The organism is Cryobacterium sp. TS_SC_7 (assembly GCF_056156285.1).
Genome location: NZ_CM149589.1, coordinates 825,497 through 845,339, shown reverse-complemented (window position 1 = coordinate 845,339; position 19,843 = coordinate 825,497). Strand labels below are relative to the sequence as shown.

At 67.3% G+C, this 19,843-nt stretch carries 18 protein-coding genes; 8 read left to right on the top strand and 10 right to left on the bottom strand.

The features are described 5' to 3' along the window. Positions 1–8: 8 nt before the first annotated feature. Positions 9–1,187: a septation protein SepH gene (sepH, locus tag AC0J5J_RS03940; RefSeq protein ID WP_474899594.1), complete on the bottom strand. Its 1,179-nt coding sequence runs from the start codon at positions 1,185–1,187 to the stop codon at positions 9–11. A 196-nt stretch (positions 1,188–1,383) separates the two neighbouring features. On the opposite strand from sepH, the gene AC0J5J_RS03935 reads away from it, so the two are divergent. Continuing rightward, positions 1,384–1,677, top strand: a complete 294-nt coding sequence (locus tag AC0J5J_RS03935) for a DUF4193 domain-containing protein (RefSeq protein ID WP_134363594.1) — start codon at positions 1,384–1,386, stop codon at positions 1,675–1,677. Between the two features lie 6 nt (positions 1,678–1,683). Here the strand turns inward: AC0J5J_RS03935 and AC0J5J_RS03930 are convergent, their stop codons facing one another. Then, positions 1,684–2,139, bottom strand: coding sequence for a DUF3093 domain-containing protein (locus AC0J5J_RS03930; RefSeq protein ID WP_134425260.1), 456 nt, complete (start codon positions 2,137–2,139; stop codon positions 1,684–1,686). Positions 2,140–2,177: 38 nt separating this feature from the next. On the opposite strand from AC0J5J_RS03930, the gene dut reads away from it, so the two are divergent. From dut to dxs, 5 genes are all read left to right on the top strand, one after another. Further along, positions 2,178–2,654: a dUTP diphosphatase gene (gene dut / locus AC0J5J_RS03925; RefSeq protein WP_134425259.1), complete on the top strand. Its 477-nt coding sequence runs from the start codon at positions 2,178–2,180 to the stop codon at positions 2,652–2,654. 26 nt (positions 2,655–2,680) lie between these two features. Next, positions 2,681–3,280, top strand: coding sequence for a DUF3710 domain-containing protein (locus tag AC0J5J_RS03920; RefSeq protein ID WP_134425276.1), 600 nt, complete (start codon positions 2,681–2,683; stop codon positions 3,278–3,280). Between the two features lie 10 nt (positions 3,281–3,290). Then, positions 3,291–4,094 carry a DUF3159 domain-containing protein gene (locus tag AC0J5J_RS03915; RefSeq protein ID WP_474899592.1) on the top strand — a complete coding sequence of 268 codons (804 nt, stop codon included), beginning with the start codon at positions 3,291–3,293 and terminating at the stop codon, positions 4,092–4,094. Between the two features lie 234 nt (positions 4,095–4,328). Next, positions 4,329–7,163 (top strand): aconitate hydratase, encoded by a 2,835-nt coding sequence (locus AC0J5J_RS03910; RefSeq protein ID WP_134425257.1) that lies wholly within the window; start codon positions 4,329–4,331, stop codon positions 7,161–7,163. 113 nt (positions 7,164–7,276) lie between these two features. After that, on the top strand, positions 7,277–9,229 hold the full coding sequence (gene dxs, locus AC0J5J_RS03905; RefSeq protein ID WP_134425256.1) for a 1-deoxy-D-xylulose-5-phosphate synthase: 1,953 nt from the start codon (positions 7,277–7,279) through the stop codon (positions 9,227–9,229). Between the two features lie 167 nt (positions 9,230–9,396). Here dxs and AC0J5J_RS03900 read toward each other — a convergent pair whose 3' ends face one another. From AC0J5J_RS03900 to AC0J5J_RS03885, 4 genes are all read right to left on the bottom strand, one after another. Then, positions 9,397–11,577, bottom strand: a complete 2,181-nt coding sequence (locus AC0J5J_RS03900) for a 3-hydroxyacyl-CoA dehydrogenase NAD-binding domain-containing protein (RefSeq protein WP_134425255.1) — start codon at positions 11,575–11,577, stop codon at positions 9,397–9,399. Beyond that, positions 11,574–12,779: a thiolase family protein gene (locus AC0J5J_RS03895; RefSeq protein WP_134425254.1), complete on the bottom strand. Its 1,206-nt coding sequence runs from the start codon at positions 12,777–12,779 to the stop codon at positions 11,574–11,576. The genes AC0J5J_RS03900 and AC0J5J_RS03895 overlap by 4 nt, the downstream gene beginning before the upstream one ends. 76 nt (positions 12,780–12,855) lie before the next feature. After that, entirely contained in the window at positions 12,856–14,052 is a 1,197-nt protein-coding gene (locus tag AC0J5J_RS03890; RefSeq protein ID WP_474899590.1) for an HRDC domain-containing protein, read from the bottom strand. After that, positions 14,045–14,635, bottom strand: a complete 591-nt coding sequence (locus tag AC0J5J_RS03885) for a DUF3000 domain-containing protein (protein WP_134425252.1) — start codon at positions 14,633–14,635, stop codon at positions 14,045–14,047. Before AC0J5J_RS03885 ends, AC0J5J_RS03890 begins: the two co-directional genes overlap by 8 nt. A gap of 111 nt (positions 14,636–14,746) precedes the next feature. On the opposite strand from AC0J5J_RS03885, the gene AC0J5J_RS03880 reads away from it, so the two are divergent. After that, a complete protein-coding gene (locus AC0J5J_RS03880; RefSeq protein ID WP_474899588.1) occupies positions 14,747–15,931 on the top strand; it encodes an alpha/beta hydrolase family protein in 1,185 nt (394 codons plus the stop codon). Here the strand turns inward: AC0J5J_RS03880 and AC0J5J_RS03875 are convergent. The 4 genes from AC0J5J_RS03875 to AC0J5J_RS03860 form a co-directional block, all read right to left on the bottom strand. Beyond that, complete coding sequence (locus AC0J5J_RS03875) at positions 15,852–16,634, bottom strand: dihydrofolate reductase family protein (RefSeq protein ID WP_474899586.1); 783 nt, start codon at positions 16,632–16,634, stop codon at positions 15,852–15,854. The genes AC0J5J_RS03880 and AC0J5J_RS03875 overlap by 80 nt on opposite strands. Then, positions 16,631–17,068 carry a SufE family protein gene (locus tag AC0J5J_RS03870; RefSeq protein WP_474899585.1) on the bottom strand — a complete coding sequence of 146 codons (438 nt, stop codon included), beginning with the start codon at positions 17,066–17,068 and terminating at the stop codon, positions 16,631–16,633. The genes AC0J5J_RS03875 and AC0J5J_RS03870 overlap by 4 nt, the downstream gene beginning before the upstream one ends. A gap of 26 nt (positions 17,069–17,094) precedes the next feature. After that, positions 17,095–17,547, bottom strand: coding sequence for a GyrI-like domain-containing protein (locus AC0J5J_RS03865; protein WP_474899583.1), 453 nt, complete (start codon positions 17,545–17,547; stop codon positions 17,095–17,097). A gap of 72 nt (positions 17,548–17,619) precedes the next feature. Then, entirely contained in the window at positions 17,620–18,522 is a 903-nt protein-coding gene (locus AC0J5J_RS03860; protein ID WP_474899581.1) for a sulfurtransferase, read from the bottom strand. A 179-nt stretch (positions 18,523–18,701) separates the two neighbouring features. Between AC0J5J_RS03860 and zapE the strand changes: the two genes are divergently transcribed. Further along, complete coding sequence (zapE, locus tag AC0J5J_RS03855) at positions 18,702–19,751, top strand: cell division protein ZapE (RefSeq protein WP_134425247.1); 1,050 nt, start codon at positions 18,702–18,704, stop codon at positions 19,749–19,751. Positions 19,752–19,843: the final 92 nt, after the last annotated feature.

Genomic DNA, 19,843 nt, shown 5'->3' with positions numbered 1-19,843 from the left:
TCCCGCGGTTAGGGCAGGTCGTCGTCGGTGCGGGCGCCGAACACGATCTCGTCCCAGCTGGGCATCGAGGCGCGGCCACGCTTGCCGTGGTTGCTTGCCGGGCGCGGCGTCACGGACGGCGTCTGCGATGCGGCTGCCTGAGCGGACCAGGCATTGCGGGGTGTTTCCGACGTTGCCGCCGACACCTCGGCGCCGGGGGCGCCAGCAGGCTCGACGGCCGCCACGGGCTGGTCCACGAGACGGATGCCCGGTCCCTCCGACTGCAGGCCGGTGTTTCCGGTGAAGCCCGTGTTGCCGGTGAGGCCCGTTCGGTGACTCTCGGACTGATTGCTCTCGAACGCGGCCGCCTCGCGCTCCCCGCGGCGACGGCGGAGGGATGCGAGCAGGTCCGCGGTCTCGCTCAGGCTCTGCGGCGGTTCGTCGGCGCGCTTGATGGCTGCCCGGGACACCGCCTCCGTCGTGCCGGCCGATCGCGAGTACGGCACCGGGTCCAGGAGCGGAGCGGTGTCGTTCTGCAGGTCCTCCGCCAGGGATTCCCTGAACGTGAAGGCGCCGCTGTCGAATCTGGATACGTCGGCTGGGCTCGTCTCGGCGCCGACGGCGCGCAAGCGCGGGATCAGGGCGCCCTTGAGCTCGCCCTGCTGGGAGAGCGCGATGGCTTCGCTGCCGACCGGCGTGAGGGAGTTCTTCTTCGGTTCGAAGCCCCAGCGGGCGTCGTGGTCGATGTCGTCAGCGGTGAAGGAGAGCTTGACGATCCACCCGGCGCCGGGTTCTTTCCAGCTGGCCCAGCGCTCGTTGGTGGCGCCGAGGGACGCCAGACGCTCCCGGATGACGGTGCCGAAGTTGGCTCCGCCCTCAATCGGGTCAGGGTCGATGGCGGTGTGCACGGGCACGCTCAGCGCGCAGGACACCATGTAATCGCGTTCCGCGACGACCGGGCCTTCGAAACGACGCACGAAATCGATGGATGCGCCCGTGACGGCGGCCACGTCCTCGGCGGACATGCCGGCACGGATGTGGGCCTGCACTTCCTTGGGGCTGAGCTTCGGCCCCGACGTGGGATCCGCCTGGGTTTGGCGAAGCCGGGACTGGAGAACCTCATCGATGGGGATCCGGAACCGGTCACCCTCCTCTGACGCTGCGAGCAGCGCACCGTTCTCGACTCCAATAACTTTCAATTCCTGCATGTTGAAAGCCCTCTCGCGATCACTAGTGCAGCCAAGACTGCCATGTAAAAGCCGAATCGCTGGGGAATACGCCGGGCGTGCCGCAAGTTGATGACTGTGCCGAACAGATACGGCGACGTGTAGTTTGCTATTCCGCCCGGATTGTTGGAAACTATGGCCGCCGAAATCGTTTCTCGGCGTAACTGAATGGATGGGCATGGCAACCGATTACGACGCACCACGGAAGACCGAAGACGACTCGGAGTCGATTGAGGCCCTCAAGGAGCGCGTACCCGACAAGATGTCCGGTGTCGTAGATGTCGACGACTCGGACAACCCCGGTGGTTTCGACCTTCCCGGCGCCGATCTGTCCGACCTCGACCTCGATGTCGTCGTCCTGCCTCCGCAGGCCGACGAGTTCACCTGCGTGGAATGCTTCCTGGTGAAGCACCGTTCGCAGATGTCGCACGAGACCAAGCTCGGCCCGGTTTGCCTGGAGTGCGACTCCTAAACGCGCTTAATCATCTGACGCTGGCCGTCGCGATCCGTTGATCGCGGCGGCCAATTTCTGTGGGTGCCGCGTCGATATGAGCCAGTACGGCGCCGGGTCGGTCTCATCGTCGATCGGTATTTTCACGACCGGTCGGATCCACCCACGGATGAGCAGCCACGCCCTGGCGTCGAGCCGGCGCCCGCGCTCCAGTGCCGCCTCTTCCCCGTCGAAGGGCTGAACCTCCCCGACGAGGTCGGCCGAGATGCTCGCTCGCCCGGCGATGATCTCGCCGTTCCGCACGTGGATCAGCGGAGCCGACAGGATCAGCGTCAGAACGCACGCCGCATACAACCCCGCGGCGATCAGGATCCCGGCGAACATCGAGATCGGTGCGAACACGAGGATGCTGGCCGGGATGATCAGTGCGGTGGCGACATACGGTGCGGGTGAGGCCCAGAGTTTTTCGCGATATTCAGGCATGGCTCTATTCGATCAGACTTCTGCACTAGCCTCGACACGTGGCAGAAAGCGTCGAAGTCCTGATTACCGCGTCCATCCTCCCGAGCTACGCGCATCCGGGCGACGCGGGAGCGGATCTTCATTCCTCCCAGGATCTGGTCCTGGCCCCCGGCGAGCGCGCCCTGGTCGGCACCGGAGTCTCCATCGCCCTACCCGACGGGTTCGCAGCGTTCGTCGTTCCCCGCAGCGGGCTTGCCGTCAAGCACGGCATCACGATCGTGAACTCTCCGGGAACCGTTGACGCCGGGTACCGCGGCGAGATCAAGGTCGCCCTGCTGAACACCGACCAGAACGCGTCGTTCGCGATCGCGGTCGGCGACCGCATCGCCCAGATCATCATCATGCCGGTCGCTCGAGCGGCGTTCATTCCCGTCGACAGGTTGCCGGGCAGCCAGCGCGGTGAAGGCGGGTTCGGGTCAACGGGCCGAACCCAGCAGAGCAGCACGGGCACCGAAACGTCAGGAGACAACCAGTGAGCGACACCGCGAACACGGACGAGACCATGGACGTGTCGGCCAAATCCGCACCGGAGGACCGCGCAACCGAGGGACCCCTCGATGAAGTCGAGGCCAACCCCGTGCGACCCTACGTCGACCTCGGCGGGGTGAAGATCCTTCCCCGTGAAGGCCTGCACCTTCGGCTCGAAATCGAAGAGGGCAGCAAGCGGGTCGTCGCCATCGGGCTCGACTACGCCGGGTCGACCCTGCAGGTGCAGCCCTTCGCCGCGCCCCGATCCAGTGGTCTCTGGCACGAGATTCGCGCGCAGATCGCCGACCAGATCGGCAAGCAGGGTGGCACCACCACTCTGCGCGAGGGTCCGTTCGGCCCTGAACTCGTTGCCGAGATCCCCGTTGCGGCCGGCCAGGGTGCCGACGGATCCAGCCGGCTGGCCCGCTTCATCGGCGTCGACGGGCCGCGCTGGTTCCTCCGCGGTGTCATCGCCGGAGAGGGTGCCGTCAACCCCGATGCGGCGAGTGAGATCGAAGACCTGTTTCGCAGCATCGTGGTGGTGCGCGGTTCGGCGCCGATGCCGCCGCGTGACCTCATCCCGCTCCGGATGCCGGCCACCCCGGCCGCTGCGGCCGGACCGGGCCAGTCCTGAGGAACGCCGGATGACGGAAACCCCGCCGCCCGACGAGGCCCCCGGCCCCGGCGCATCACCGCATGAGCCTGGGTCGTCCGGGCCCGCTGCCGAACCGGGAGCCGGCGCCTTCGCCGAGGGCATGGCCGCCGCAGCCCGGCGGGCAGGTTTCTCGTCGGCCGCCGAGGGCGAGCCGATCAGTGGACGCGCCCTGCTGGCGGCGATGGGCGGCATCCGTGGTCTGGTCGAGGCCGTCCTGCCCGGTCTGGTCTTCCTGATCACCTACACCTTCACCCGGCAGCTTCTGCCGGAGTACTCGCTCCTGGTCTCGCTGGTCGTACCGGTTCTGATCGGCGTCGTCTTCATCGGGCTGCGCCGGGTCAGCCGCCAGACGGTGACGCCGGCCGTCGGCGGGCTGGTGGCACTGGTCTTCAGCGCTGTGCTGGCCTTGTTCACCGGCCGGGCCGAGGACTTCTTCCTGCCTGGGTTCTGGACCAATGGGCTGTACGGCGGTGCACTTCTGATCTCGGCGGTGGTCGGCTGGCCGCTGATCGGCCTGGCCGTGGGGTTCCTGATGGGGGACGGAATCGACTGGCGGGCGGACCCGTCCAAACGACGTGTGTTGACCATCCTCACCCTGTGCTGGGCCGGGCTGTTCGCGCTGCGGCTGGCCGTGCAACTGCCGCTGTACTACTCCGGCAACGTCGAGTGGCTGGGAGCTGTGAAGCTCCTGATGGGCATCCCGCTCTACGCGCCGCTCCTGGTGATCTCGTGGCTGATGGTCAGGACGGTCTACCGGGCGGCCGGCGACAACGCGGAGCGGCGGTCCGAGTAATCTCGCGACACCCTGATCTTTCGGCACCCTGATTTCGCGACACTGACCGAAAAGGCGTGCGAATCGGCGGGGCACCGCTAGAGTTATCTCTACGTCAAGATAGTTTGACGAGGACATCGTCCGCACGTCGCATCCGCCGGTTAGGTAACCCTTGCTGGCAGGCGCAGGCGTCCGGTCGTCAGGATTGAGGATTGCGGACGGTTACCCGTCGGTTTCCACGAAGGAGAGGGCATCGTGTCGGCACTTAATAATGCGGTCGTAAACAGTTTTGGAGCCAAGGACACCCTGCGGGTCGGGTCGACGGACTATGAGGTCTTTCGTCTCGACGCCGTCAAGGGTTACGAGTTGCTCCCGTTCAGCCTGAAGGTGCTGCTGGAGAACCTCCTCCGCACCGAGGACGGCGCGAACATCACCGCGGCACACATCCGCGCCCTGGGGGAGTGGGTTCCAACGGCGGAACCCGACACCGAGATCCAGTTCACGCCTGCGCGCGTGGTCATGCAGGACTTCACCGGTGTTCCCTGCATCGTCGACCTCGCGACCATGCGTGAGGCCGTCGCCGAACTCGGCGGAGACCCGAAGAAGATCAACCCGCTGGCACCGGCCGAACTCGTCATCGACCACTCCGTGATCGCCGACTTGTTCGGCACCGCGGACGCGCTCGAGCGCAACGTGGAGATCGAGTACGAACGCAACGGCGAGCGCTACCAGTTCCTGCGCTGGGGCCAGACGGCCTTCAACGACTTCAAGGTGGTTCCGCCGGGAACCGGTATCGTGCACCAGGTCAACCTCGAGTACCTGGCTCGCGTCACGATGACGCGAGAGGTCAACGGTGTGCTCCAGGCGTACCCCGACACCTGCGTCGGAACCGACTCCCACACGACCATGGTCAACGGCCTCGGCGTGCTCGCCTGGGGCGTCGGCGGCATCGAAGCCGAAGCGGCCATGCTCGGCCAGTCCATTTCGATGCTCATCCCCAAGGTGGTCGGCTTCAAGCTCAACGGCTCCATCCCGGCCGGCGTCACCGCGACGGATGTGGTGCTCACCATCACCGAGATCCTCCGCAAGCACGGCGTGGTCGGCAAGTTCGTCGAGTTCTACGGTGCGGGCGTCGCCCAGGTGCCGCTGGCCAACCGCGCCACCATCGGCAACATGAGCCCCGAGTTCGGTTCGACGGCCGCCATGTTCCCCATCGATGACGTCACCCTGGGCTACCTGCGCCTCACCGGCCGCAGCGAAGAGCAGGTCGCACTCGTCGAGGCCTACGCCAAGCTGCAGGGCCTCTGGCACGACGCGGACAAGGAACCCGTCTTCAGCGAGTACCTCGAGCTCGACCTCGGCACGGTCGTCCCCTCGATCGCCGGCCCGAAGCGCCCGCAGGACCGCGTCATCCTCACGGAGGCGAAGTCCCAGTTCGAGCTGGACCTGCAGAGCTATGCGACGCAGGACCTCACCGTGGTCGACGCCGCCGTCGATGCCTCTTTCCCGGCATCGGACCCGCCCGGCTTCACCGCCGAAGACGAGAACCTCGACCACGTGATCTCGCACAGCCACGTGAGCCACGCCCCGATCAGCGTGTCCAGGCCCGTCGAGATCACCACGCAGGCCGGGGCGAACTACACCCTCGACCACGGAGCGGTCGCCGTCGCGGCCATCACGTCGTGCACGAACACGTCCAACCCGTCCGTCATGCTCGCCGCGGGCCTGCTGGCGCGTAACGCCGTGAAGAAGGGACTCACCAGCAAGCCCTGGGTCAAGACCACCCTGGCGCCGGGCTCGAAGGTCGTCACCGACTACTACGAGAAGGCCGGCCTCACCTCGGACCTGGAGGCCCTCGGCTTCTACACCGTCGGCTACGGCTGCACCGTCTGCATCGGCAACACCGGCCCGCTCATCGACGAGGTCACCGCCGCGATCAACGACAACGACCTGGCCGTCACCGCGGTGCTCTCGGGCAACCGCAACTTCGAGGGCCGGATCAGCCCCGACGTCAAGATGAACTACCTGGCCAGCCCGCCGCTGGTCATCGCCTACGCCCTCGCCGGGTCGATGAACTTCGACTTCGAGACGGATGCGCTCGGCATCGGCAGCGACGGCAACGAGGTGTTCCTGAAGGACATCTGGCCCGACTCCGCCGAGGTTCAGGCCACGATCGACAGCTCGATCGACACCGGCATGTTCACGAAGCAGTACGGCCACGTCTTCGAGGGCGACGAACGCTGGCGCGGACTGCCGACGCCGGCCAGCGAGGTCTTCGAGTGGGATCCCGAGTCCACGTACGTGCGGAAGCCCCCGTACTTCGACGGCATGACCATGGAGACCACCCCAGTGGTCGACATCGTCGGTGCCCGGGTTCTGGCCAAGCTGGGTGACTCGGTCACGACCGACCACATCAGCCCCGCCGGTTCGATCAAGGCGGACAGCCCGGCCGGTGCCTACCTGCTCGAGCACGGCGTCGACCGCGCCGACTTCAACTCCTACGGCTCGCGTCGCGGCAACCACGAGATCATGATTCGCGGTACCTTCGCGAACATCCGTCTGCGCAACCAGCTGCTCGACGGAGTGGAAGGCGGCTACACCCGCGACTTCACCGTCGACGGTGCGCCCCAGGCGTTCATCTACGACGCGTCGCAGAACTACCAGGCGCAGGGCACTCCGCTGGTCATCTTCGGGGGCAAGGAGTACGGTTCGGGTTCCTCCCGCGACTGGGCGGCCAAGGGCACCAGCCTCCTCGGCGTCAAGGCTGTCATCACCGAGAGCTTCGAGCGCATCCACCGTTCCAACCTGATCGGGATGGGCGTTGTTCCGCTGCAGTTCCCGGCCGGTCAGAGCTGGGCGTCTCTCGGCCTGGACGGCACGGAGATCGTCACGATCACCGGGCTCGACGAGTTGAACAACGGAACCACCCCGAAGACGGTTCGCGTGACCGCCGCCCCGAGCCCGCAGTCGGCGGCCGGTAAGGAGACTGTCGAGTTCGACGCCGTCGTTCGCATCGACACCCCGGGCGAGGCGGACTACTACCGCAACGGCGGCATCCTGCAGTACGTCCTGCGTTCGCTGGTCGCGTAGCGGCACCCAGCCGCCTCTCGGCTAGCTTCCGAAACCGGCGCGTAGACTCGGCATGACCGAATCTATGCGCCGGTTTTGTGGTGGCGGATAGCGCAACGTGAAAGGTGTTATCGATGGCGCTACTGGACACGATCTCCGGGCCGAGAGATCTTGATCGCCTCTCGACGGAACAGCTCGTCCAGCTCGCAGCGGAGGTCCGGGCCTTCCTTGTGCGCGAGGTCTCCAAGACCGGGGGACACCTGGGGCCCAACCTCGGCGTCGTCGAGCTGACCATCGCCATGCACCGGGTGTTCGAGTCGCCGCGCGATGCGATCGTCTTCGACACCGGGCACCAGTCCTACGTGCACAAGCTGCTCACCGGCCGCCAGGACTTCGGTTTGCTGCGCCAGTCGGGTGGGCTCGCCGGCTACCCGCAACGCCGGGAGTCGGAGCACGACATCGTGGAGAGCTCCCACGCCTCCAGTTCGCTGTCCTGGGCCGACGGCATCTCCCGGGCCTTCGAGATGACCGGCCAGAGCGACCGTCACGTGATCGCTGTGGTCGGGGACGGCTCCCTGACCGGCGGCATGACCTGGGAAGCCCTCAACAACATCAGTGACGACAACACCCGTCGGCTGATCATCATCGTGAATGACAACGGCCGCTCCTACGCCCCCACCATCGGCGGCATGGCCCGTTTCCTCAACACCGTGCGCACCCGCCAGGCGTACCACAGCGCCTACCTGTCCAGCCGTGAGGCCTTCGAACGGATGGGCGCACCCGCCCGGGCGTTCTTCCGAGGCGTGCGCGGTGGCATGCATGGCTTCCTCTCCCGGTTCACCAACAACGAGGCGCTCTACTCGAACCTCGACATCAAGTACATCGGCCCCGTCGACGGCCACGACATGGCGGCGATGGTCGAGGCGCTCCGGCAGGCCAAGGGTTACGGCGCCCCGGTGATCGTGCATGCCATCACCCAGAAGGGCAAGGGCTACGACCCGGCCGTGCAGGACACCGCGGACCAGTTCCACGCCGTCGGCCAGATCGACCCGGAGACGGGGGAGTCCACGGAATCCGCCGGAGCGCCCTCCTGGACATCCGTCTTCGCCGACGAGCTGTTGCGCCTGGCCACGGTGCAGCCCACGATCGTCGGCATCACCGCGGCGATGCTGCGCCCCACCGGCCTGCACAAGATGGCCGAGAGATTCCCCGACCGGGTGCACGACGTGGGCATCGCCGAACAGCACGCCGTGACCAGCGCGGCGGGCCTTGCCTTCGGCGGCCTGCATCCGGTCGTCGCGCTGTACGCCACTTTCATCAACCGGGCGTTCGACCAGGTGCTGATGGACGTTGCGCTGCACAAAGCCGGCGTCACATTCGTGCTCGACCGGGCGGGCGTGACCGGGCCGGACGGTCCCAGCCACCACGGCATCTGGGACCTGGCCATTCTGCAGGTCGTCCCCGGGATCCGCCTGGCGGCGCCGCGGGACTCGGTGCGCCTGTGCGAGGAGCTCGAGGAGGCCGTGGCGGTCGACGACGCGCCCACCGTGCTGCGCTTCCCCAAGGGGAGCGTCAGTGCCCCGATCGAGGCGGTTCGCCGGATGGCGGACGGGGTCGACGTGCTGCTGGAATCGACCCAGAAGGACGTGCTCATCGTGACCGTCGGGCCGATGGCTGCGATGGGACTCGACGTGGCGGCGCGGCTCGCCGCCCAGGGTATCGGGGCAACCGTGGTCGACCCGCGCTGGGTCGTGCCCGTGCCGAAGAGCATCGTCTCCCTGGCTGCGGAGTACCGGATCGTCGTGAGCATCGAAGACGGCATCCGGGTGGGCGGTATCGGCACCCGCATCCGTCAGGACCTGCGTGAAGCAGGCGTCGACACGGCCGTCACCGAACTCGGTCTGCCCGACGAATTCCTCGACCACGGCACCCGGGCCGAGATCCTCGAACGCGTCGGGCTGACGCCGCAGCGGATCGCCCGCGACGTGGTGGACATGGTCCTCGGCAGCAAGATCCCCCACGCCAGGCCGCTTCCCGCCGACACCATCGACACTGGATCCATCCCGGCCAGCCGCCAGAACGACTAGTCAGGTTCTCAACCGGTTGGTCGCGCCGGTCCCGGAAGGTCGCGACTGACCCGCTGGCGCTGGCGGCCGCGCGATGAACCTGCCCAGCACAACGCCGAGCCGTGAGTTCGGCTCCCCCTTCTTCACGACAGGGAAGTCGAGCTCACGGCTCGGCGGAGTGGCTCTCGTCAGTCGCCTACGGTCGTCGCCGTCGTGTGGGCGATGGACGCGGAGGCCGCGCCCACGCCGCGGATCGGCGGCGTGTGGAACGTGTCGTGGAAGACCCGCTCGCTCGCGCCGACGCGGTCCAGGTAGGGCGTGATCCCGCCCATCTGGAACGGCCAGTTGGCACCGAGGATCATGCACAGGTCGATATCCTCGGCGGCGTGCACGACGCCGTCGTCCAGCATCCGCTTGATTTCGTCAGCGAGGCCGTCCTCGACGCGGCGCAGGATCTGCTCGCCGGTCATCGGGGCGGTACCGCCCGCGACGATCTTGACGGCACCCTTGTCGAAGCCCTTGATCTTGCCCTTGGCGTCGCGCTCCAGGATGGTGCCGTGCTCGGCGAGCCGGTGCAGGTTCGCACTCTCGAAGAAACGGTCCGGGAAGGCGGCGTGGTGAGTGTCCAGCACGTGCGCGCCGACCTTGAGACCCACGAGTTCGAGCAGCTCGAACGGGGTCATCGGCATCCCGAACTTGGCGAGCGAGCCGTCGACGACATCGAACGGAGTGCCCGTGTCCACAGCGTGCATGGCTTCGCCTAGCAGCTTCGCCAGCAGCCGGTTCACCACGAACCCGGGGGTGTCCCGGGTGATGACCGCGTTCTTGCGGAGCTTGGCGGCCACGACCATGGCCGTGGACAGGGTTACCTCGTTCGTCTCGGGGGTGTTCACGACCTCGATCAGTGGCATGATCGCCACCGGGTTGAAGAAGTGGAAACCGACCAATCGTTCGGGGTGGGCCAGCTTGGCACCGATCTGCTCGACCGACAGCGACGAGGTGTTGGTGGCGAGGATGGCCTCCGGTGAGATGTGCTTCTCGATCTCGGCGAAGACATCCTGCTTCACTCCGAGTTCCTCGAAGACGGCCTCGATCACCCAGTCCGCGTCCGCGAACTGTGACTTATCGGTGGTCCCCGTGACCAGGGCACGGAGCCGGTTGGCCTCGTCGGGGGAGATGCGCTTCTTGGTCTCCAGGGCGAGGATCTCACCGTGGATGTACGCGACGCCTTTGTCGACGCGGGCCTGGTCGAGGTCGGTGATGACCACGGGCACGCGCAGGCGGCGCACGAACAGCAGGGCGAACTGGCTGGCCATCAGGCCGGCGCCGATGACGCCAACCTTCTTGATCGGGCGGGCGAGGGCCTTGTCCGGCGCTCCCGCCGGGCGCTTGGCCCGCTTCTGCACGAGGTTGAACGAGTAGATGCTTGCCTGCAGCTGGTCGCCGGAGATGAGCTCGGCCAGGCAGTCGTCCTCCCGCTCGAATCCTTCCTGCTTGTTCCCGCTCTTGGCCGCCTTGATCAGGTCCAGCGCGATGTACGGCGCCCGGGCGACGGTGCCGATGCGGCCTTCAAGCATCTTGCGGGCGATACCGACGGCGACGTCCCACTTCACGAGGCGTTCGACCTTGCCGGGCTGGTTCGGCCGGGCAACCTTGATCTTGCCGGTGATCACCCTGTCAGCCCACTCGATCGACTGTTCGAGGAACATCGCCGAGTCGAACTGCACATCGGCGATGCCGAGCTCGATGGCGTCGGCCGCTTTCAGCGTGCGGTGCTTGAGCGGGTTCTCGATGATCACCTTGAGGGCGTTCTCGATGCCGATCAGGTTGGGCAGCAGGTACGAGGCACCCCAGCCCGGAATCAGCCCGAGGGAGACCTCGGGCAGCGCGATCGCCGGTACGGATGCGTCGACCGTGCGGTAGTCGGCGTTCAGGGCGATTTCGAGCCCGCCACCGAGTGCGAGACCGTTGATGAACACGAAGGAGGGCACGCCGAGCTCGGCCTGCTTGCCGAGCGCGTAGTGGCCGAGCTGCGCGAGTAGTTTGCCCGTCTCGAGCGAGGGGATCTGGCTGACCTTGCTCAGGTCGGCGCCGGCGGCGAGGATGAACGGCTTGCCGGTGACGGCGACTCCGTGGATGTCGCCGAGGGCGGCACGCTCCCGGAGGAGGTCCATCGTCATGCCGAACTCGAGCAGGGTGATGGGCCCGAGCGTGTTCGGGCGGGTGTGGTCCCGGCCGTTGTCGAGCGTGACGAGCGCCAGGGTCCGGCCTCCGGACAACGGCACGTCGCGCACATAGGAGTGCGTGACGACCTCGTCGGCCGACAGGTCGACCAGCGGAGTGAAATCGAGTGCGGAGTAGTCGGTCATCGCTTGCTTGCCTTCCGGTTGAAGTGCGGGTTCTCCCAAATTACGGTGCCACCCTGGCCGAGGCCGATGCACATGGCGGTGAGGCCGTAGCGCACCTCGGGGTGCTCGCTGAACTGGCGTGCGAGCTGGTTCATCAGGCGCACACCGGAGGAGGCGAGCGGATGTCCGATGGCGATCGCGCCGCCGTACTCGTTCACGCGGGGGTCGTCGTCGTCGATGCCGAAGTGATCCAGGAAGGAGATCACCTGCACAGCGAACGCCTCGTTGAGTTCGAACAGCCCGATATCGGTGATGCTCAGGCCCGCCTTGCGCAGGGCCTTCTCCGTGGAGGGGACCGGGCCGAGACCCATGACCTCCGGTTCGACGCCGGCGAAGGCGAAGCTGACCATCTTCATCTTGACGGTCAGTCCCAGTTCCTTGGCTGCCGTGCTGCTGGCCAGGAGGCAGGCGCTGGCGCCGTCGTTGAGCCCGGACGCGTTGCCGGCCGTGACCCGCCCGAAGGGGCGGAACGGGGTCTTGAGAGAGGCGAGTCCCTCCATCGTGGTCTCCGGTCGCGGTGCCTCGTCGCGGGTCGCGAGTCCCCAGCCGGATTCACTGCGGATCGCCACCGAAACCAGGTCGGGCTGGATCTTCTCGGCCGCGTAGGCTGCGGCGACCTTCTCCTGGCTGCGCAGGGCGAACCGGTCGGAGCGCTCCTTGGTGTACGAGGGGAAGCGGTCGTGGATGCGTTCGGCGGTGGCACCCATGTTGAGGGCGTCCTCGCTGACGAGGCGCTCGGACAGGAAGCGCGGGTTCGGGTCGACGCCCGATCCCATCGGGTGGCGGCCCATGTGCTCGACCCCGCCGGCAATGGCCAGGTCGTACGCGCCGAAGCCGATTCCCGCACCCAGCGTGGTGACGGCGGTCATCGCGCCGGCGCACATCCGGTCAATGGCGAATCCGGGCACCGATTTCGGCAGGCCGGAGAGCAGCGCTGCCGTGCGACCGAGGGTGAGACCCTGGTCGCCGGTCTGGGTCGTGGCGGCGATCGCCACCTCATCGATCCGTTCCCCGGGAACCGAAGGGTTGCGCTCCAGCAAGCCGATCATGGCCTTGACCACCAGATCATCCGCCCGGGTGTTCCAGTACATTCCCTTTTCGCCAGCGCGTCCGAACGGGGTGCGAACCCCGTCCACAAACACGACTTCTGCTCTATCGGCCACTTTGCCTCCATCAATCGATCAGGTGTCGGTCGATCCTAAAGGGGCACCCGAGGAGGGTCGAATCGTTGGACGGTTTCTACGAATCTGCTTCCGTTGAGACCTTGGTCGTTTGAAGGACATCCACAAAGGCATCGGCAATACGTTGTGCGGTCACTTCAATCTGCCAGGTGCGAGCGCCCAGATGTGCGAGCGCATCACCGACGGATGCGGGGTCGACGGTCTCCGGCGGCGTCCACGCGACCCGGCGCACGTAATCGGGTGTGACGAGGTTCTCCAGAGGGATGGACAGTTGCTCAGAGACCTCAGTCAGTGCGGCGCGAGCGGCCTTGTAACGCAGATCGGCCTCCGGATTGCGATCGGACCAGGCGCGCGGGGGAGGGAGCAGGTCGCCGTTGCCGCGCAGCGAGGGCAGGTCGGTCGCTGCCAGGCCCGTCTGAATGGCGCCCCACCAGCGATCGAGCTCGGTGCGGCTGGCCCGCCCGCTGAACTCGCGCAGGTCGGCCAGCGCCTGCCGGGTCGCGGGCATGGCCCGTGCGGCCGCGGTGAGCGACGCGTCGGGAACGAGGCGGCCGGGGGAGACGTCCAGATCCTGGGCCAGACGATCGCGGGCCAGCCAGAGCTCTCGGGCGACGGCCAGGCCACGCTGGCTGCGGATGGAGTGCACGCCGGAGAGGCGTCGCCAGGGCTCGGGCCCGACGGGCTTGGCCTCCCGGGCCAGCACCGCAGCGAATTCCTGGGCGGCGATGTCGGTCTTGGAGTCGGCGGCGAGCATGTCGACCATCCGGTCCCGCAGGTCGGGGAGCAGCTCGACGTCGAGGGCGCCGTACACGAGCCAGGCCTCCGGGAGAGGTCGGGTCGACCAGTTCGCGGCGGAGTGTTCCTTGGCCAGGTGGATGCCCAGAAGCTCTTCCACGACCGTGCCGAGGCCCACCCGGGGAATGCCGAGCAGGCGGGCAGCCAGTTCCGTGTCGAAGATGTGCTGGGGGTCGAGGCCCACCTCACGCAGGCAGGCCAGATCCTGGCTGGCGGCGTGGAAGATCCACTCGTCGTCGAGAAGCGCCTCATTGAGTTCGTGGAACTCTCCGATCGCGGGCGGGTCGAACAGGAATGTGCCCGCGCCCCGCCGGTAGATCTGGATCAGATACGCCCGCTGGGAGTAGGTGAAGCCGGACGCCCGTTCCGCGTCGATACCGATCGGCCCCGTGCCGGCGCTGATGGCAGCCGTTGCTGCCAGGTAGGCATCCCGGGTGTCGATTACCTGGTGATCAAGCACGACCGTTGCGGCGTGTGGACAACATGCTGACTCCTTCGCCAGTGGGTGGAAGGCCTGCGAGCATGCAGAGCAGCTCGCCCCATCCTTCGACGTGGGCGGCGAGATTTTCGTCCAGCGGCGTCCACGAGGCACGCAGTTCTATTTGCGCGCCATCGCCCTGCCTGGCAAGTTCGCCGAAGCCTGACGAGATGATCTTAGTCGCCGTGCCTGAGGCCGCGGTGTATCGGGCCCCATGGGCGTCGAGCGCGTCCACCAGCCACGACCAGGCCACGTCGGCGACGAAGGGGTCCAGTCCGATGTCGGTTTCGAGCGGAGCCTGCGCGAAACAGACGACGCGAAACGCCCCGCCCCATTCTTCGGGTTCTTCCGGGTCGTGCAACAGGATGAAGCGCCCCGTGCCCAAATCGGAGTTGCCCCCGTGACGAGCCGGGTTGATATCGGCGGAGTAGGCGACGGCATGCGGGGCGATGTTCGCCGGGGCGGAAATCTCGTTCACCACGAGCTCCGCACGGATGCGTGCACGCTCGATGGATGCGCGGGCAGCGGTGAACTCCGGAGGGAGCGGTTCTCGTGTTTCGGGCACGTCTGCAGACTAGAGTTTTTTCCGTGCAGTGTCGGTCAGGCACGCCGGACAGGGGAGGTAGTCATGCGTGACGGAATGGGTTCAGGGCGGCAGCCAGGACGGATTGTGGCCGTGACCGGGATCGCCGTTGCTGGTGCGGCGGTGATGCTCGGAATCGCGAGCGGCGTTCTCTCGGCCGTGATGGCTCGCCGGATCGTCACGCCCGGGGCTCGGCGCACGGATGATGTGCGAGTCAAGGCCGTCGACCTGGCGGCGGGAACGATCACACTGGCGTCCACGGCGGACTCGGTTCTGCAGGGTGACTACAGCTTCTGGTTCTCGAATGACCGAGGCCATGCGCACCTGGGCGAGGTCCTGCGCCTGACGCCGACCCAGGTGACCCGGCGCATCCTTCGCGTGGACCATGGCGATCTGGCGCGGGCGGAACGCGGCCGGTTCGGCGGGTACTCCTTCCTGGGTCCCTGGGACCTCGGTCTCGACTTCGAGGACGTCGACGTCCCGACCGAGATCGGCGACGCACCGGCCTGGCTGGTCCCCGCGGAGGAACCCGACGGACGCTGGGTGATCCAGGTGCACGGGCGCGGTGTGGCGCGGCAGGAGACCCTGCGCGCGACGCCGGTCTTCCGAGAGGCGGGATTCACGTCCCTGCTGGTGTCCTACCGCAACGACGGGGAAGCCCCCCGGAGCGGCGACGGCCGGTATTCCCTCGGAGACGCGGAATGGCGGGACGTCGATGCGGCCATCGGCTTCGCCGTCGCTCGCGGGGCGACCGAGATCGTGCTGATGGGCTGGTCCATGGGCGGGGCCATCGTGCTGCAGACGGCGACGCGGTCCACGCTCCGCGACCGCATCGTCGGTGTTGTGCTCGACTCGCCCGTGATCGACTGGGCGGATGTCGCGCGGTTCCACGGCGGACTGCTCGGACTCCCGGCGGTCGTCTCGAGTGGCGCCCTGGAGGTGCTGGGGCGACGGTGGGGCGGGATCTTCACCGGGCAGACCGAACCGATCGACTTCCGCCGCCTCGACTTCGTCACGCGCGCGGCCGAGCTGGAACTGCCGGTGTTGCTCATGCACAGCGACGACGACGGGTTCGTGCCCGCCGACGGCTCCCGCAGCCTGGCCGGGCGCCGCCCCGACATCGTGACGTTTCTGCCGTTCGCGGTGGCGCGGCACACGAAGCTGTGGAACTACGACCGCGACGGTTGGAATCAGGCCATCACGAACTGGCTGGCCGAGATCGCTCCCACCGGGCGTACAGCGCGCCCTGATCATCCAGCAGGAGCTGTCGCAGACTGAACCCCGTCGCGACGGGCCGCGCCGACTCGAGGAGACCGCGGGCGCCGAGCACGATCTGGGGACTCGTGGACAGGCAGAGTTCGTCCACCAGGTCCGCTGCGAAGAACTGCCCGGCCAGCAGGGGGCCGCCCTCGCAGACGATCCGGGTGAGGCCGAGGCTGCCCAGGGCCGCGACGACGGTGGCGGGAGTGAGCGTGCCGTCCTGGTCCTCGAGCGGCACGATCACCGCTCCGGACCCGGCCGTCGTGGCCTGCGCGCGGGCGACAGCGGCCCGCGGACAGAGCACGTAGACGCGCTGACTGCGGTCAGCTTCGGTGCCGGCCCGTGGCGCGAGTCGGTGCCCGGCGAGGTCTCCGCTGGCCGTGACGACGGCCAGGGAAGCGCGTGCCGGGATGACGTAGCCCTCCGCACGGACGCTGCCGGCGCCGATCAGGACCACGTCGGCGAGTTGCCGGATCACGCCCAGGATGCGACGGTCCAGCCGGCTCGACAACGAATCCGAGGTGTTGTCGGAGCCGGTGACGCTGCCGTTCAGGCTGGCAATCATGTTGACCCTCAGGTAGGGGCCGGGTTTCGGGGCGTAGCGGAGGAGAAGCCAGTCCCGACTGGCTGGATCGAGCCCGTCGATCGTCCGTGAGAGGCCGGCTGCGTCATCGCCGCAGGCCTGTCCCTCCGACTGCGGAAAGACCCAGGTCAGGGTCACGCAGTGCCCTCGCGCAGGCGGCGTTTGGTGCGCGCGAGCATGGCGGTCATGCCGCGGATGCGCAGGGGCGACACGGCCTTCGTCAACCCGATCGTGTTCGGGTAGTCGTCCGGCACGTCGAGCACCTCCTGGCGGCTGAGACCGTCCAGCCCCTGGGCGAGGATCGAGGCGAAGCCCCGGGTCGTCGGTGATTCCCGCGGAGCGGTCGCGTGGAGATGAACGGCGCAATCGTCGTCGACCTCCACGAATATGAAGACCGGGGATTGGCATTCCACGACCCGTTCCAGCAGGTCCGGGTGATCCGCGTAGCGGGGCGGAAGAGCAGGCAGCTCGTCCGCGAACTCGAGCAACAGAAGCAGCCGGTCCGGTTCCTCGAGTTCGAGGAATTCGTCACGGATCTCGGCCAGTTTCGCGGGCAATTCGGTGGCAGTCATCGAGACTCATTCTGCCATGCGCCGGATCAGGGGTGACGGCACGGAACAGAGACGATGGTGCGCGGCTCGGCCACCTCCGGCCCGTCGAGGTAGGACTCCCAGGGTGGCCCGGTCGCCTCCCAACCGTGCTCGGCGAGCCAGGCATCCGCAGCCCTGTAGGCACCGACGACACCCTGATACGGGCCGATGTGCACGACCTGCACGGCGGTGCCGTCGGGAAGGGATGAGGGGACCACCCGTCCGGACGGCTCCACCGGCACGCTGGTCGGGAAACCCGCTTCGATCTGAAGGCCCTCCGGCGTGGGAACATAGCAGCCGAACGGCATCCCGGTCGGTTTGAGTCCCCGGGTGCCCAGCACAGTCAGGACCTCGCCGAAGGCCGCGCCCAGGAACACGGGGACGTCCGTCTCCGGCACCAGCCCTCGAACGACCGCCGTATGCTGCTCACGCAAATCGACCTGTTCGATGGCGTAGTCCATGAGCGCCATAGTGCCTGCGGAGGGTGCCCACGTCCAGTCTGCGACGGGGCGCAGGTGCGGCTCAGCGGCGGCTCAGCGCGGGGCGGGCGCCGCACCCGGTTCGGTGCCCAGCACGATCGGAACGTGCACGGCGTTGCCCCATTCGGTCCAGGACCCGTCGTAGTTGCGCACGCCCTCGAATCCGAGCAGGTGCGTCAGGACGAACCAGGTGTGGCTGGAACGCTCACCGATCCGGCAGTACGCGATCACGCTGTCACCGTCGGACAGCCCGGCTTCGTCCCGGTAGATGGCGTCGAGCTCCTGGCGGGTGCGGAACGTGGCATCCGGTGCCGCGGCGCGGGCCCACGGCACAGATGCCGCCGACGGGATGTGGCCGCCGCGTAAAGCACCCTCCTCCGGATAGGCGGGCATATGGGTGCGTTCGCCGGTGTACTCCTCAGTGGAGCGCACGTCGATCAACGGGTTGCCGAAGTGGGCGAGGACATCCTCCCGGAAGGCCCGGATGGGGGCGTCGTTGCGTTCGACGACCGGGTACTCGGCCGGTGTGATCACGGGCTTGTCCCGGGTGAGCCCGCGTTCCTCGGCCACCCACTTCTCTCGGCCGCCGTCGAGCAGGCGCACATCCTCGTGGCCGAACAGCGTGAACACCCACAGCGCGTAGGCCGCCCACCAGTTGTTCTTGTCACCGTAAATGACCACGGTCGTGTCGCGGGAGATGCCCTTGGCGCCGAGCATGGCGGCGAAGGCTGCGCTGCCGATGAAGTCCCGTTCCACCGGGTCGTTGAGGTCGGTGTGCCAGTCGATCTTGACGGCTCCCGGGATGTGACCGGTTTCGTAGAGCAGCACGTCCTCGTCCGATTCCACCACCGCGAGGCCGGGGGTGCCGAGGTGCTGCTGCAACCACTCGGTCGTCACCAAACGCTCGGGGTGCGCGTAGGCGGTGAACTTCTCTGCCGGATCGAGATCAACGGGCATGGGGGAAACCTCCTGGGAGCGTCCGATGGACATCGGATCAAATGTGCGCGGTTTAGGCTGTTTACCGGCCCGCTTTTCGAATCTACGCGGTATGGGTCCTGATCGCATCCGCGGTCGAGCTTCAACGATGATGCGCCGAGTGCGGCCAGCGTCCGACACAGAGAACCGGGTATTCCAGCATGGCTCCACAGGCCCTCAGCCAGGTGCAACGATTGGCCGACCGTTCCCCGAGCATCACCGGGCCGGAGATCGTGGCCGAGCTGGTTCCGCCGCCCCAGTTCGAGCACGCCTCCTTCGAGTCCTATCGACCCGACCTGAACTTCCCCTCGCAGCTCGAGGCCGTGGAACGACTGAACACCTTCGCCGGCGCCTGGTCGCCCCAGCGTCCCAGCGGCTTCTTCTCCCGCACCCGCAAGCCCAAGGCGGAGCTGCCGGGCATCTACCTGGACGGCGGCTTCGGCGTGGGCAAGACCCATCTGCTGGCCGCCCTCTGGCATGCTGCTCCGGGGCCGAAGTACTTCGGCACCTTCATCGAGTACACCGCGCTCGTCGGCGCGCTCGGCTATGCGGCCACCGTCAAGCAGCTCTCCGGCGCCCGTCTGATCTGCATCGACGAGTTCGAACTCGACGACCCGGGCGACACCATGCTGATGACCCGGCTGCTGGGTGAGCTGGTGGCCTCGGGCACCCGGGTCGCAGCCACCTCCAACACGCCGCCGAACTCGCTCGGCGAGGGCCGTTTCGCCGCGATCGACTTCCTCCGGGAAATCCAGGCCATGTCCGCCAACTTCGAGATCGTGCGCATCGACGGTCTCGACTACCGGCGACGGGACATCGAGGGCCACGCCATCGCCGTGCCTCGGGACGAACTCGATCAGATGGTGCCCGCACTGCTCGAGCGCGGCTCCATGGTGACCCGGGATGATTTCGGCAGCCTGATCCGTCATCTGAGCACGGTGCATCCGTCGAAGTACATCAAGATGATCCAGGGAATCGACGTCATTGCCCTGACGGACGTGTACCTGCTGACCGACCAGACGGATGCGCTCCGGCTGGTGGCCTTCATCGACCGGGTCTACGACGCGGAGATTCCGATCATCGCCAACGGGCAGCCCCTGAACGAGGTTTTCGACGCGGAGATGCTCTCCGGCGGTTACCGCAAGAAGTACCAGCGGTCCCAGTCCCGGCTCGTGGCGCTGACCACGGGCGAGCTGCCGCCGCACGACTGAACGGCCGTGCCCGTGTGGTCCGCCCGCAGGAAACGCGATGTTAACACCGGCGCGGAGCGCGTAACGCGGTCGAAACCTCCGTGCGCACTCGC

What these genes read in the sequence shown, in the direction of transcription:
- AC0J5J_RS03915 (WP_474899592.1), top strand. Translation starts at nt 3,291, where the DNA reads ATGACGGAAACCCCGCCGCCCGACGAGGCCCCCGGCCCCGGCGCATCA.
- zapE (WP_134425247.1), top strand. Translation starts at nt 18,702, where the DNA reads ATGGCTCCACAGGCCCTCAGCCAGGTGCAACGATTGGCCGACCGTTCC.
- dxs (WP_134425256.1), top strand. Translation starts at nt 7,277, where the DNA reads ATGGCGCTACTGGACACGATCTCCGGGCCGAGAGATCTTGATCGCCTC.
- sepH (WP_474899594.1), bottom strand. Translation starts at nt 1,187, where the DNA reads ATGCAGGAATTGAAAGTTATTGGAGTCGAGAACGGTGCGCTGCTCGCA.
- AC0J5J_RS03935 (WP_134363594.1), top strand. Translation starts at nt 1,384, where the DNA reads ATGGCAACCGATTACGACGCACCACGGAAGACCGAAGACGACTCGGAG.
- AC0J5J_RS03920 (WP_134425276.1), top strand. Translation starts at nt 2,681, where the DNA reads ATGGACGTGTCGGCCAAATCCGCACCGGAGGACCGCGCAACCGAGGGA.
- AC0J5J_RS03930 (WP_134425260.1), bottom strand. Translation starts at nt 2,139, where the DNA reads ATGCCTGAATATCGCGAAAAACTCTGGGCCTCACCCGCACCGTATGTC.
- AC0J5J_RS03870 (WP_474899585.1), bottom strand. Translation starts at nt 17,068, where the DNA reads ATGACTGCCACCGAATTGCCCGCGAAACTGGCCGAGATCCGTGACGAA.
- AC0J5J_RS03900 (WP_134425255.1), bottom strand. Translation starts at nt 11,577, where the DNA reads ATGACCGACTACTCCGCACTCGATTTCACTCCGCTGGTCGACCTGTCG.
- AC0J5J_RS03860 (WP_474899581.1), bottom strand. Translation starts at nt 18,522, where the DNA reads ATGCCCGTTGATCTCGATCCGGCAGAGAAGTTCACCGCCTACGCGCAC.
- AC0J5J_RS03865 (WP_474899583.1), bottom strand. Translation starts at nt 17,547, where the DNA reads ATGGACTACGCCATCGAACAGGTCGATTTGCGTGAGCAGCATACGGCG.